The following is a 13,064-nucleotide window of genomic DNA, read 5'->3' on the forward strand; positions in this document are numbered from 1 at the left end:
GGCCTTATGGCCGGTTTTCTTTTTGAACAGTTCCCTTCCCTGATATGCCTTTGCAGCGGCGACAAGCAGCCACTAGATTGCTGGTCAGAAAATCAACAAGCGCAAGGATGCCACATGCTAGAGCTGCAAAACTCCGTGGGGTTGTCGGGCATCAACCTGCCCGGTGACGTCAAACTGGTGCAGATACTGCTGAACCTGCACAACACCCCGGCCAAGCACATAGGTGAGGACGGCCTGTGCGGCAATAAGACCATCAAGGCCATCATCGCCTACCAGAACCGCATCATGCCGGGCTGGAAGGCCGATGGCAGGATTGACCCGGGTGGCCGCACCTTTATGAAGCTGCTCAGCGAGATCAGCCCCAAGGACCAGGACAAGATTGCGTTGTCCCTGCATTCGGGCAAGAAAGCCAAGCTGGTCAAGCTCAGCCCGGCGTCCACCCAAGGGGTCAACGTTACCTACAGCAGCACGGTTCCCGCCAACAAACGCCTGGTCAGCGACTACGCCATCAAGGTGGTGAAAAAGGCCTTGGCCGATGCCGGCATGAAAAAGGCGGTGATCACCAGCACCCTGCGCTTCCCGTCCGAACAGGCAGCCATCATGTACCGCAACGCCAAGATCAGCCTGGCCAAGCAAAAGCAGCTCTATGGCAGCAACGGCGACAAGGTGCTGGATGTCTACGCCGCCAATAAGACCAAAGCCCAAAGTGAGGTGGTGGCGCTGATGACCAGCAAGATTGAGGAACTGGCCGAGGACGGGCGCAAGGTGTCCAAGCACTGCACCTCGGTAGAGGATTACGGCCGCCTCAACGTCTTCGACATCGGGGTCAACTCCACCCGGGCCGCCGACCCGGACCATTTCAACCTCAACAAGTTGACCACCGCCCTCAAGGCCTTGGCCACGGACGGTTACATCAATAAACTGATCGACGAGACCGCCAAGAGCAATAGCTGTTGGCACCTGGAGATCCAACCCAACAAGAAGCCCCTGCAAGACAAGGACCCGTCATGAAACCCCTGCTGCCCCTGTTGCTGGCCCTCACCACCCCTGTGGCCATGGCCTGTTCCCTGGCCCCCCAATCCCTGAACTTCCAAGGGCCGCAAGTCGCCTCGGTGCAATACCAAAAAGGGGTACGGGCCGACAGCGAAGAGCCCTTTATCCGCGCCGTGGTGCTCTATAAGGATGCCGATATGGCCGTTGTCGAGTCCCGCAACTGCGAGATGGAAAACTACAGCGTTAACTATTTCAGCAGCCAGGGCAGCGTCGACAAGACCCGATTCGAGGCCCTGCTGGCCCCCTCACCGCTGAAAAAGGTGACCCTGGCCAAGCCGCTGTTGGCCCAGCTGCCCAGCAGCCCCGGCTTCAAGGATCTGTCCGACCAGGTGACCTTTGCCGAAGGCCAGGTGGAGCTGCTGGCCAGCTACCAGTCCCTGGAAGATGCCCTTAGCCCCTTTCACAGCCTGGTGTCGGTGAGCCTGGCCCTGGGAGGGGCCGACTGACCGCTCCCCCATGAAAAAACCGGCCCTGGGCCGGTTTTTTTTGTGCGTTTGCCTTGGCCCTTAGCCCAGCCCCGGATAACCCAGTTGGCGCAGGGCTTCGTAGCTGATGATGGCCACGGCGTTGGACAGGTTTAGGCTGCGGGAATCGGGCTGCATAGGGATGCGGATGCGCTGGGCCGGTGGCAGGCTGTCGATGACCGCCATGGGCAGGCCCCGGGTCTCGGGACCGAACAGCAGTATGTCTCCGGCCTGGTACTGGGGCAGGTGGAAGCTGCGGCTGCCCTTGGTGGTGCAGGCATAGACAGTGGCTCCCGGCAAGGCCGCCAGGCAATCGGCCAGATTGTCGTGCACCGCCACCTCGGCAAACTCGTCGTAGTCCAGGCCGGCCCGGCGCAACCTTTTGTCTTCAAAGGCAAAGCCAAGGGGTTTTATCAGGTGCAGCTTGCAGCCGTTATTGGCGCAAAGCCGGATGATGTTGCCGGTATTGGGCGGAATTTCCGGTTGGAATAAGACAATATTCAGCATCTTTACGCTTCTTTACCGGGGGCTAACGCCCCTTTGCATTGCACTGGCTAATCTGGGGGCGAAGTCAATCACAGGAGACACCCCATGAAAAGCCTTTTCAAGACCCTGACCCTCAGTTCGGTGCTGTTGCTCTCCGCCCAGGCCATGGCCGGCGACAAAGGCCCCCGTGGCCCCATGATGAGCCCGGACGCCTTTCCGGTCCAGATGCTGCTCCGTGAGCGGGTCGCCGAAAAACTGGCCCTGACCGAAGCCCAGAAGACCCAGATCACCGCCCTGCTGGACAGCGCCAAGGCCAACAGGCCCAGCCGCGACGACATGAAAGCCAAGCGGGCCGCCTTCAAGGCGCTGATGGACGCCGACAGCTTCGACGAAAACCAGGCCAGGGCCCTGCTGGCCGAGCGCAGCGAGGCGCAACTGGCCCACCTGAAGCTCACTCACCAGGTGATGCAGGTGCTTAGCGCCGAGCAGAAGGCTACACTGGCGGACATCAAGCACCACCGCCACCACCGCCGAGATGAATGATCAATACAAGCAACTGGTAAAACGGGCGACATTGGCTTCCACCTTTGTCGCCACCCTTCTTATCATCAGCAAGCTGCTGGCCTGGGTCCTGACCGGCTCCGCCAGCATGCTCGCTTCCCTCACCGACTCCCTGATGGACGTGTCCGCGTCCCTTATCAACCTGTTCGCGGTGCGCTATGCCATGCAGCCGGCAGACAACGAACACCGCTTCGGCCACGGCAAGGCCGAGTCCCTGGCGGGTATAGCCCAGGCCGGTTTTATTGCCGGTTCGGCCCTGCTGCTGATCTTCAACGCCGCCGACCGGCTGATTAACCCCAAAGTATTGACCCAGACCGACGTCGGCATCGCCGTCACCATACTGGCCTTGGTACTGACCTTGGCTCTGATCAGCTACCAGGGTTATGTGGTCAAGAAGACCGGCTCCCAGGCGGTCAAGGCCGATGCCCTGCACTACCGCTCGGACGTACTGCTCAATCTCGGAGTGCTGCTGGCCCTGGTGGCCGGCGCCTTTGGCCTTATCTGGGCGGACGGCGCCCTGGCCCTGGTGATCGGTGTCTATATCCTGGTGTCGGCGGCCAATATCGCCCTGGAGGCGGGCAATACCCTGCTGGACCGGGAACTGCCGGAAGAGGAGAAGGCGGACATCATGCGCATCGTCCGGGAGCACCCCCTGGTCCACGGCGCCCATGAAGTGCGCACCCGCCAGGCCGGCCCCACCAAGTTCATCCAGATGCACCTGGAACTGCCGGACGACATGTCGTTAAAGGCCGCCCACGAAGTGGCGGACCAGGTAGAAAAGGCCCTGGAAGCGGCTTACCCGGGGGCCGATGTGATCATCCACCAAGACCCCCTGTCGGTACTGCCCAAGGGCAGCCGGGCTTAGGCCGGGGCCAGCTGAAGTTCAAAGCGCAGGCCCCCCAAGGCCGAGCGGCCCACCTTGAGGGTGCCGCCCTGGGCCTTGGCGGCGGCCTGGGCTATGGCCAGGCCCAGGCCGGTCTTGCCCTGGTGGCCCCGGGCCGGGTCGCCCCGGTAAAAGGGTTCAAACAGCTTGTCCAGCATGTCGTCCGGCACCCCTGGGCCGTCATCTTCCACCACCAGGCGCCAGCCCTGGCCGCTGCGGGCCAGTTGCACCTCGACCCGCTGGCCGTAACGGCAGGCGTTGGACAACAGGTTATCCAGTACCCGTTGCAGCAATCTGGGCCTGAACCGGCAAGGAGCCTCGGCCGGGGCTTGCAGCAGAATGTCCTTGTCCGGGGAATGAAAACGCCAATCCTGCACCGATGAGGCCACCTGGGCCGCCATGTCCCCGTCTTCCGCTTCTTCCTGGTAGAGGGTGGCTTCCAGCCGGGACAGGGTCAGCACCTGCTCGATAAGGTGTTCCAGGGTGTCGCATTCCTTCTCGATGCGCTGCACGTACTTGTGCTGCTGCACCTCGTCGGCCATCAAGGCCGCCGCCAGCTTGAGGCGGGTCAACGGCGAGCGCAGCTCATGGGAGACATCGGCCAGCAGGCGGCGCTGGGAGGCCAGCAGGCTTGCCAGTTTGCCGGCCATGGTGTTGAAGTCCTGGCCCAGTTGCCCCAGCTCGCCGCTGCCGGCCTTGACCCTGACCCCCAGGTCGCCGTCACCCAGTTGGCGGGCGGCCTTGGACAGCTGGCGCACCGGCCTGGCCAGCCAGGCGGCCAGGCCCAGGCTCAGGGCCAACACCAACAGGAAGGACACGGCCAGCCGCACCCAGGCCGGGCCCTGCCAGAATCGCTCCCAGGCGCTCATGGGCCGGGGCGGCATCAGCCAGACCGCCAGCACCGGGCCGTCCAGGGTGGCTATTTCGAAGGGGCCCATGGCCCGCATCTCACCTTGTTCCAGCACTTGTACGCCGCTGTCGGAAGCCACCAGTTCGGGGATCCGCCAATGGCGCGGGCGGCGCCGCTCCAAGGGTTGCAAACTGTGGGGGTCGAACAGCACCAGGAAGCGGTTGACCTTGGAGCGCTTAAGGGCCAGCAGCGGCCGGTCGGCAAAGCGTTGCAGGTGGCCGCGCAGCTCAGCCAGCTCTTCCAGTTCCGGGGGCATGGGGGGGCGCAGCTCTTCGTCGGAGCGCAGGTGGCGGCTCAACTGCACATTGGCCACCAGCATCAGGGTCAGCACCAGCCAGAACCACAGGAACAGGCGGCCGGCAAAGCCGGTGAGCCAGTCCAGGCCCAGGCGCTTCATGGCCCCTCCGTGATCAGCTGGTAGCCGACCCCGCGCAGGGTGCGAATAACGTTGTCCGGATGCAGGTCAGCCATTTTCTTGCGGATATGGGAGACGTGGATATCGATATGGCGATCAAAGGGTTGCAGGCGCCGGCCGAAGGCCTGCTGGCAGATATCTTCCTTGCTGACCACCTCGCCGCAGCGCTCGAACAGCACCGCCAGCACCCGAAATTCGGCGGCGGTGAGATCCAGCAACTGGCCGTGGTAGCGCACTTCCAGCCGCTCCGGTTGCAGGTCCAGGGCGCCGACGGCGTTCACCACCGGGTTGAGGCGGCGCAGTATGGCCTGGATACGGGCCACCAGTTCCCGGTGGGAGAAGGGCTTGGCCACGTAGTCGTCGGCCCCCAGCTCCAGGCCCAGCACCCGGTCCACCTCGTCGCCCCTGGCGGTGAGCATCAGCACCGGCACCTGGCTCTTGTGGCGGATGCCCTTGAGCACCCCGAAGCCGTCCAGGCCAGGCAGCATCACGTCCAGCAGCACCAGGTCGGGGCCGTTGTCCAGCGCCTGGCGCAGGCCGGTGGGGCCCTCATGGGCCTGTTCCACCTCCAGGCCGTGGCTCTGGAGGTAATCGGCCAGCAGCTCACAGAGGCTGGTGTCGTCGTCGATAATGAGGATCTTGGTCATGGTGGCATCCTATCGCAGTGGCCGCTGCAGCCAACGGCTTTTACCCTTCTTTGCAAAAGGCCCTAGTCCTGGCCCGACAGCTTGCGGGTCAGGGTGTTGCGGCCCCAGCCAAGGCACTTAGCGGCGTCCTGCTTGTGGCCCTTGCTGTGCCGCAGCGCCACTTCGATGAGCGCCTCTTCCAGCATGCGCTGGGCGTCGGAGGCCACCCCCTGGTTGCCGGCGGTGAGCAGTTGGTCGGCCCAGACCTTGAGCTCCTCTACCCAGCCCAGGGTGGCCACTTTCGGGTCCAGGCTGTCGGGCAGATCCGCCGGCAGTATTTCCTGGCCGGCGGCCATGACCGTGAGGTAGCGGCAGGTGTTTTCCAGCTGCCGCACGTTGCCGGGCCAGGGCAGCTTGGTCATCAGCTTGAGGGTGTCGGGGTGCAGGCGCCGCTCCGGGGTTTGCAGCTCGGCGGCGATGCGCCCCAGGAAGTATTCGGCCAGCTTGGGGATGTCTTCCCGGCGCTCGGCCAGCGGCGGCAATTGCACGCGGATAACGTTGAGGCGGTGGAACAGATCTTCCCGAAAGCGGCCCTGCTCTACCCCTTTTTCCAGGTCCTGGTGGGTGGCGGCAATGATGCGCACGTCCACCTTGACCGCAACGGCGCCGCCGACCCGGTAGAACTGCCCTTCCTGCAGCACCCGCAGCAGGCGGGTCTGGGCACTGAGCGGCATATCGCCGATTTCGTCCAGAAACAGGGTACCGCCGTCGGCCTGCTCGAAGCGCCCTTCACGGCGGCCGGCGGCGCCGGTAAAGGCACCCTTTTCATGGCCGAACAGCTCGGATTCAATCAAATCGGCGGGGATGGCGGCCATGTTGATCGCCACAAAGGGCCCCTTGCCCCTGGGGCTGTGGCGGTGCAGGGCCCGGGCTACCAGTTCCTTGCCGGTACCGCTCTGGCCGTTGATCAGCACCGACACCGAGGAGCGCGACAGCCGCCCTATGGCCCGGAACACCGTCTGCATGGCCGGGGCCTCGCCGATCAGCTCCGGCAGGTTGCTGGGCAGGCTGGGGGCCTGATCGGGCTCGGCGCTGTCCTGCACCGCCCTTTTCAGTAACGCCACCACTTCGTCCAGGTCGAAGGGCTTGGGCAGGTACTCGAAGGCGCCGGTCTGATAGGCACTGACGGCGGTGTCCAAGTCCGAGTGGGCGGTCATGATGATGATGGGCAGCTTGGGGTGGCTCTGGCGCAGGCTGTCGGCCAGGGCCAGGCCGTCCATGCCCGGCATGCGCACGTCGGTGAGCAGCACGTCCGGCTCTTCGTTGGCCAGCGCGTCCAGCAGGCTGCGGGCGTCCATAAAGGTGGTTACATCCACCTTCTGCTGGCTCAGGGCCCGTTCCAGCACCCAGCGGATGGCGGCGTCGTCGTCCAGTACCCAGGCCTTCATTGGCTGTCCTCCATGGGCAGGAAAAGGGTAAAGAGGGTGCGCCCGGGCTTGGAGTCCAGCTCAATGCGGCCACCGTGCAGAGCCACCAGGGACTGGGCGATAGCCAGGCCCATGCCGGAGCCGTCGGCCCGGCCGGTGACCAGGGGGTAGAAGAGGGTGTCCTTGAGCTTGTCCGGCACCCCTGGGCCGTCGTCTTCGATATCGATACGGGCCACCATGCGGTGGCGGCTACCCTGCAGGGTCACCCCGGACGCCACCCGGGAGCGCAGCACCACCTGGCCCTGGCTACCCAAGGCCTGCACCGCGTTTTGCACCACGTTCAGCAGCGCCTGCTCAATCTGGCCCGGGTCCAGGGCCATGTCCGGCAGGGAGGGGTCGTAATCCCGCAATATGCGGATCCCTTCCGGGGCCTGCAGGCTTACCAGGGTGCGCACCCGCTCCAGCACCTGGTGGATATTGACCAGGCTGCGCTGGGGGCCGGTCTTGGGCCCAAGCAGCCGGTCCACCAGGGCGGTCAGGCGGTCCACCTGGGCCAGGATCAGGTCGGTGTATTCCCGCTGGGCGGCGGTCAGTTCCAGGGCCAGCAACTGGGCGGCGCCCCGCAGCCCCCCCAGGGGGTTTTTAATCTCGTGGGCAAGCCCCCGCAGGATCTCCTGGCTGGCCTGCTGCTGCACCTGGTGGAAGGCATCCTGGGACAGCCTTTTCAGCTGGTCTATGGGGGTCAGTTCAATAATGAGGTAGCGGGCGTCGCTTTCCAGCACCGACACCGCCAGCTCCACATGGACCTGGCCCAGGTCGCAGTCGGCGTCGATAAAACCCTGACCCGTCGCCAGGGTCTCCACGAAGCGGCCGAGGCCGGGGCGCTCGCCGAAAAGACAGTCCAGGCCCTGGCCCTGGCTTTTAACCCGGGACACCCCCAGCAGGGACTCGGCGGCGGTATTGAGGTAGGCGACGTTCAAGGCCGCATCCACCACCACCACGCCGGTGATCAGATTGTCCAGTACCTGCTGCTTGTCCAAGGTCGGCTCCCCTCTCTGCCTGCCATTGCACCAAAATGGTGCAAAACTCAGTGTAGAGAAAAAAGCCAAGACTGGCTAGGGTGCAGAGGCCGCAACGCTCTGTCATTTGAGTGACAGATCACAATCGCTAAGATATTGAGCAACTTTTTCTTTTTCTGACAAGGAACGCCCATGAAAGCCCCCTTGACCCTGCTGGCCCTGAGCCTGGCCCTGCCCGGCCTGGCGGCCGCCCAGGAAAGCCGTTGGTCCGCCGGTATCGGCGTGATCGACTCTCCCTCTCCCTATATCGGTATGGATCGCCAAACCAATGTGATCCCGGTACTGGGCTATGAAGGGGAGAACTTCTACCTGCGCGGCCCCGCTGCCGGTTATTACCTGGCCAGGGATCAGAAGTGGTCGGTTTCCATCGGCCTGCAGCTGGCGCCGTCCAGGCTGGATACGGACGAGTCTGACGATGCCCGCATCAAACGCCTGGACGACAGGGATTTCAGCGCGTTGGGTGGCCTGCGCGCCCGCTACGGCGCCGACTGGGGCGCCCTGGAAGCCATAGTGGCCACAGATGTCAGCGGCAAGCACCACGGCCAGTATGCCGAGGTGGCCTACAAGTATCCCATCAGCCTGCTGGGCAAGACCCTGCGCTTGACCCCGGGTCTGGGTATCAACCACTACTCGGCGGACTACGCCGACTACTACTTCGGGGTCAGTGCCGCCGAATCGGTGCGCAGCGGCTTTGCCCAGTACCAACCGGGTTCCACCCAGAACAGCTTTGTGGAGCTGGGGGCCCTTTGGCAGATCAATGCCAACTGGCAGTTGGTGGGCAACCTGCGCCAGATCTGGCTGGGTAGCGAATTGAAGGACAGCCCCATAGTGGAAGACGACACCACCAGTTCGGCTTACGCCGGGGTGGTCTACCGCTTCTAATTGCCGCCGCTGCGAGTGGGGCTGAAGATGCTGGCCCGCTGCATGTAGAAGAGGCGGGACGGGCTTTCGGCGGCGATCTTGTTGTCGCGGTTAATGAGCTGCACCTTAATCTGGTGCTCGCCCCTGTCCACGTTGTCCACTTCGATCACCGGCACGGTACGGGCCGGCCCAAAGGGCTGGCCGTCCATGAACAGTTGCAGACGCTGGCCCCGGATCATCTGGGGAGACAGGTCCACCACCACCGTCAACTTGCCTTCGTTTTCCCGCACCGTTTCCTCTTGGGCCGGGCTGGTGATACTCAGTTGCCAGCGCGGGCCGCTGGCAACCGGTTGTTCCTGGGGTTTGAGAATATTGGTGTCGGCCTTGGGGATGGCGTAGCTGGGTGAATGTTCCACGGCCAGTTCTGTGGCGTTGGCATGGGGCTTGTCTGAATAATGCACCACCCCTTTTTCATCCTTCCAAGTGTAGACCTTGGCCGGCTCGGCGGCAGAAACCGCCAGGGCGGCGAACAGCAGCAGTAACATGGGTGATTTCATAGGGCGTCCCCGGCAACTTTTCTAGAGTCTAGCCAAATTCAACGGCCAGCACTTGTCCATGGCAAGCAGTTTTTGGCACCCCTGCGGCCGCCTGATATCCCTTTGAAGCGACCATAAAAAAGCCCACCTTTCGGTGGGCCCAACACGCAAAGCAGCAATGTGTGTTGTTAAACGCTGTAGTACAGCTCGAACTCGACCGGGTGAGTGGTCATGGCGATGCGCTTGGCTTCAGCGGCCTTGATGCCGATGTAAGCGTCGATGGCTTCGTCAGTGAACACACCGCCACGGGTCAGGAACTCACGGTCGCTGTCCAGGCAGGCCAGGGCCTCTTCCAGGCTGGCTGCAACGGTCGGGATCTCGGCCGCTTCTTCCGGGGGCAGGTCGTAGAGATCCTTGTCCATGGCGTCGCCGGGGTGGATCTTGTTCTGGATACCGTCCAGGCCGGCCATCAGCAGGGCGGCAAAACCCAGGTAGGGGTTGGCGGTCGGATCCGGGAAACGTACCTCGATACGGCGCGCTTTGGGGCTGGTCACGTAAGGAATACGGATGGAAGCAGAACGGTTGCGGGCACTGTAGGCCAGCATGACCGGGGCTTCGAAGCCAGGCACCAGACGCTTGTAGGAGTTGGTAGAAGCGTTGGTGAAGGCGTTGATGGCCTTGGCGTGTTTGATGATACCGCCGATGTAGTACAGAGCTTCTTCAGACAGGCCGCCGTATTTGTCGCCAGCGAAGATGTTTTTGCCATCTTTGCTCAGGGACTGGTGACAGTGCATGCCGGAGCCGTTGTCGCCAACGATGGGCTTGGGCATGAAGGTGGCGGTTTTGCCGTAGGCGTGGGCCACGTTGTGCACGACGTACTTGTAGATCTGAATTTCGTCGGCCTTGACGGTCAGGGTGTTGAAACGGGTAGCCACTTCGTTCTGGCCGGCGGTGGCCACTTCGTGGTGGTGGGCTTCAACCACCAGGCCCATCTCTTCCATCACCATACACATGGCGGAGCGGATGTCCTGGGCGGAGTCGACAGGAGCAACCGGGAAGTAACCGCCTTTAACCATGGGGCGGTGACCCTTGTTGCCGGCGTCGTATTCGCGGCCGGTGTTCCAGGCAGCTTCTTCGGAGTCGAGCTTGTAGAAGCAACCGGACATGTCGGCGCCGAAACGGACATCGTCGAACATGAAGAATTCGGGCTCAGGACCAAACAGCACGGTGTCGGCAATGCCGGTGGACTTGAGGTAGGTCTCGGCGCGCTTGGCGATGGAACGCGGGTCGCGGTCGTAGCCTTGCAGGGTAGTGGGCTCGAGGATGTCGCAGCGCAGGATCAGGGTTACTTCTTCGGCGAAGGGGTCCAGCACGGCGGTGGTCAGATCCGGTTTGAGGATCATGTCGGATTCGTTGATGTGCTTCCAGCCAATGATGGAGGAGCCGTCAAACATCTTGCCGTCTTCCAAGAAGTCCACGTCTACCTGATGGTGAGGGATGGAGACGTGCTGCTCTTTACCTTTGGTGTCGGTGAAACGCAGGTCGACAAATTTGACTTCGTGTTCTTTGATCAGGTCGAGAATATGCTCAACGGACATTCGAAATAACCTCCGGTTAGAAGTAGTTGACGCCTGGCTGGGGCATCGCTGGGCTCTCTACTACAAATCCCTTGCCAACTTTCCAAAGGGTTGTTTTACATGGACAAATATCCAAACCTCTGGGCCAGACCCCTGGGGTTATGCACCAGAACGGATCGGCATTTGCACCATGCTGGTGCATGCCCGGCCCGCTGGCACGAAAATCAGTTTACGCTTAGTACTGTTAAAGTCATGTGGCTTGAGTACAATAGCGGCCATTTTTTCGCCTGAGGCCCCCCTTGTGATCAACAAGCTGAGAAACATCGCCATCATCGCCCACGTCGACCACGGTAAGACCACCCTGGTAGACAAGCTGCTGTCCCAATCCGGCACCCTGGAAAGCCGTGGCGAAATGGCTGAGCGCGTAATGGACTCCAACGACCAGGAGCGTGAGCGCGGCATTACCATCCTCGCCAAGAACACCGCTATCCGTTGGACTTCCCCCGCTGGCGAAGAGTACCGCATCAACATCGTGGACACCCCCGGACACGCCGACTTCGGCGGCGAGGTAGAGCGGGTACTGTCCATGGTGGACTCCGTGCTGCTGCTGGTTGACGCCCAAGAAGGCCCCATGCCACAAACCCGTTTTGTGACCCAAAAAGCCTTCGCCCAGGGCCTCAAGCCCATCGTCGTTATCAACAAGATCGACAAGCCCGGCGCCCGCCCTGACTGGGTTATCGACCAGGTATTCGACCTGTTCGACAACCTGGGTGCCACCGACGAGCAGCTGGACTTCCCTATCGTTTACGCCTCTGCCCTGAACGGCTGGGCCAGCAAGTCCGACAGCGAAGTGGGCAGCGACATGACCGCGCTGTTCGAAACCGTTATCGAGAAAGTGTCCCCGCCGGACGTTGACCTCGAAGGCGGCCTGCAAATGCAGATCTCCCAGCTCGACTACAGCTCCTATGTGGGCGTTATCGGCATCGGCCGCATCAAGCGCGGCAAGGTCAAGGTTGGCCAGCAGGTTACCGTAGTAGGCGCCGACGGCTCCAAGCGCAACGGCAAGGTTGGCCAGGTGCTGGGCTACATGGGCCTGGACCGCTTCGAAACCACCGAAGCCACCGCTGGTGACATCGTCGCCATCACCGGCCTGGGTGAGCTGAAGATCTCCGACACCGTTTGTGACCCGGCCAACGTCGAGGCCCTGCCGGCCCTGACCGTGGACGAGCCCACCGTTACCATGAACTTCTGCGTAAACACCTCGCCCTTCGCCGGCAAGGAAGGCAAGTTCGTAACTTCTCGCCAGATCCTTGACCGCCTGACCCAGGAGCTCAAGCACAACGTGGCCCTGCGCGTTGAAGAGACCCAGGACCCGGACACCTTCCGCGTGTCTGGCCGTGGTGAACTGCACCTGGGCGTGCTGATCGAGAACATGCGCCGTGAAGGCTTCGAGCTGGCTGTTTCCCGTCCCCAGGTGATCATGCGCACCAACGAAGCGGGCGAGAAAGAAGAGCCCATGGAAACCCTGACCGTGGACGTGGAAGAACAGTCCCAGGGCAGCGTCATGGAGGCCCTTGGCCTGCGTAAGGCAGAGCTTCGCAACATGGACATCGACGGCAAGGGCCGTGTCCGTATCGACTTCATGATCCCGGCCCGTGGCCTGATCGGCTTCCAGACCGACTTCATGACCATGACCTCCGGTACCGGCCTGATGTACCACAGCTTTGACCACTACGGCCCCTTCAAAGGCGGCACTATCGGTCAGCGCAACAACGGCGTACTGATCTCCAACGCCACCGGTAAGGCCCTGGCCTACGCCCTGTTCAACCTGCAAGAGCGCGGCCGCCTCTTTATCGGCCACGCCGTCGAGGTGTACGAAGGCCAGGTGATCGGTATCCACAGCCGTGACAACGATCTCACCGTAAACTGCCTCAAAGGCAAGCAGCTGACCAACATGCGCGCTGCCGGTACCGACGAAGCCCTGACCCTGACCCCGCCGATCAAGATGACTCTGGAACGCGCCATGGAATTCATCGACGACGACGAGCTGGTGGAAGTCACCCCGCAGAGCATCCGTATCCGTAAGCGTTTCCTGACCGAAAACGACCGTAAGCGCGCTTCCCGCGCGTCCAAGGACTAAGGTTAGGTTCAATAAAAACGGCGCCCTTGGGCGCCGTTTTTTTTGC

The 13,064-nt window shown here is 62.4% G+C and carries 13 protein-coding genes; 6 read left to right on the forward strand and 7 right to left on the reverse strand.

The annotated features are described in order from the left end of the window. The first annotated feature begins 114 nt into the window (after positions 1–114). Together B3C1_RS10525 and B3C1_RS10530 are read left to right on the forward strand one after the other, a co-directional pair. Positions 115–1,011: a peptidoglycan-binding domain-containing protein gene (locus B3C1_RS10525; protein ID WP_008484734.1), complete on the forward strand. Its 897-nt coding sequence runs from the start codon at positions 115–117 to the stop codon at positions 1,009–1,011. After that, entirely contained in the window at positions 1,008–1,499 is a 492-nt protein-coding gene (locus B3C1_RS10530; protein WP_008484735.1) for a hypothetical protein, read from the forward strand. Before B3C1_RS10525 ends, B3C1_RS10530 begins: the two co-directional genes overlap by 4 nt. Before the next feature lie 60 nt (positions 1,500–1,559). Here B3C1_RS10530 and trmL read toward each other — a convergent pair whose 3' ends face one another. Then, positions 1,560–2,024 (reverse strand): tRNA (uridine(34)/cytosine(34)/5-carboxymethylaminomethyluridine(34)-2'-O)-methyltransferase TrmL, encoded by a 465-nt coding sequence (trmL, locus tag B3C1_RS10535; protein ID WP_008484736.1) that lies wholly within the window; start codon positions 2,022–2,024, stop codon positions 1,560–1,562. Positions 2,025–2,108: 84 nt separating this feature from the next. Between trmL and B3C1_RS10540 the strand changes: the two genes are divergently transcribed. Beyond that, complete coding sequence (locus B3C1_RS10540; protein WP_008484737.1) at positions 2,109–2,546, forward strand: Spy/CpxP family protein refolding chaperone; 438 nt, start codon at positions 2,109–2,111, stop codon at positions 2,544–2,546. Continuing rightward, positions 2,539–3,429 (forward strand): cation efflux pump FieF, encoded by an 891-nt coding sequence (gene fieF, locus B3C1_RS10545; RefSeq protein WP_008484738.1) that lies wholly within the window; start codon positions 2,539–2,541, stop codon positions 3,427–3,429. Before B3C1_RS10540 ends, fieF begins: the two co-directional genes overlap by 8 nt. Here the strand turns inward: fieF and B3C1_RS20745 are convergent. The 4 genes from B3C1_RS20745 to glnL form a co-directional block, all read right to left on the reverse strand. Next, on the reverse strand, positions 3,426–4,754 hold the full coding sequence (locus B3C1_RS20745) for a sensor histidine kinase (protein WP_008484741.1): 1,329 nt from the start codon (positions 4,752–4,754) through the stop codon (positions 3,426–3,428). The genes fieF and B3C1_RS20745 overlap by 4 nt on opposite strands. Continuing rightward, the gene (locus tag B3C1_RS10555) at positions 4,751–5,419 is read right to left on the reverse strand and encodes a response regulator transcription factor (RefSeq protein ID WP_008484742.1); all 669 of its coding nucleotides are present in this window, start codon (positions 5,417–5,419) and stop codon (positions 4,751–4,753) included. Before B3C1_RS10555 ends, B3C1_RS20745 begins: the two co-directional genes overlap by 4 nt. Positions 5,420–5,481: 62 nt before the next feature. Next, the gene (gene glnG / locus B3C1_RS10560; protein WP_008484743.1) at positions 5,482–6,846 is read right to left on the reverse strand and encodes a nitrogen regulation protein NR(I); all 1,365 of its coding nucleotides are present in this window, start codon (positions 6,844–6,846) and stop codon (positions 5,482–5,484) included. Then, entirely contained in the window at positions 6,843–7,865 is a 1,023-nt protein-coding gene (gene glnL / locus B3C1_RS10565; RefSeq protein ID WP_008484744.1) for a nitrogen regulation protein NR(II), read from the reverse strand. The genes glnG and glnL overlap by 4 nt, the downstream gene beginning before the upstream one ends. A gap of 171 nt (positions 7,866–8,036) precedes the next feature. Here glnL and B3C1_RS19380 point away from each other — a divergent pair, with 171 nt between their 5' ends. Continuing rightward, positions 8,037–8,786 carry a MipA/OmpV family protein gene (locus B3C1_RS19380; protein WP_008484745.1) on the forward strand — a complete coding sequence of 250 codons (750 nt, stop codon included), beginning with the start codon at positions 8,037–8,039 and terminating at the stop codon, positions 8,784–8,786. Here the strand turns inward: B3C1_RS19380 and B3C1_RS10575 are convergent. Then, the gene (locus B3C1_RS10575; protein ID WP_083858310.1) at positions 8,783–9,322 is read right to left on the reverse strand and encodes a DUF4124 domain-containing protein; all 540 of its coding nucleotides are present in this window, start codon (positions 9,320–9,322) and stop codon (positions 8,783–8,785) included. The two genes, B3C1_RS19380 and B3C1_RS10575, sit on opposite strands and share 4 nt — an antisense overlap. Before the next feature lie 167 nt (positions 9,323–9,489). Then, the gene (gene glnA / locus B3C1_RS10580) at positions 9,490–10,899 is read right to left on the reverse strand and encodes a glutamate--ammonia ligase (RefSeq protein ID WP_008484748.1); all 1,410 of its coding nucleotides are present in this window, start codon (positions 10,897–10,899) and stop codon (positions 9,490–9,492) included. A 280-nt stretch (positions 10,900–11,179) separates the two neighbouring features. Here glnA and typA point away from each other — a divergent pair, with 280 nt between their 5' ends. Further along, positions 11,180–13,018, forward strand: coding sequence for a translational GTPase TypA (gene typA, locus B3C1_RS10585; protein ID WP_008484750.1), 1,839 nt, complete (start codon positions 11,180–11,182; stop codon positions 13,016–13,018). Positions 13,019–13,064: the final 46 nt, after the last annotated feature.

This window comes from Gallaecimonas xiamenensis 3-C-1, assembly GCF_000299915.1.
In the GTDB taxonomy this organism is placed as follows: domain Bacteria; phylum Pseudomonadota; class Gammaproteobacteria; order Enterobacterales; family Gallaecimonadaceae; genus Gallaecimonas; species Gallaecimonas xiamenensis.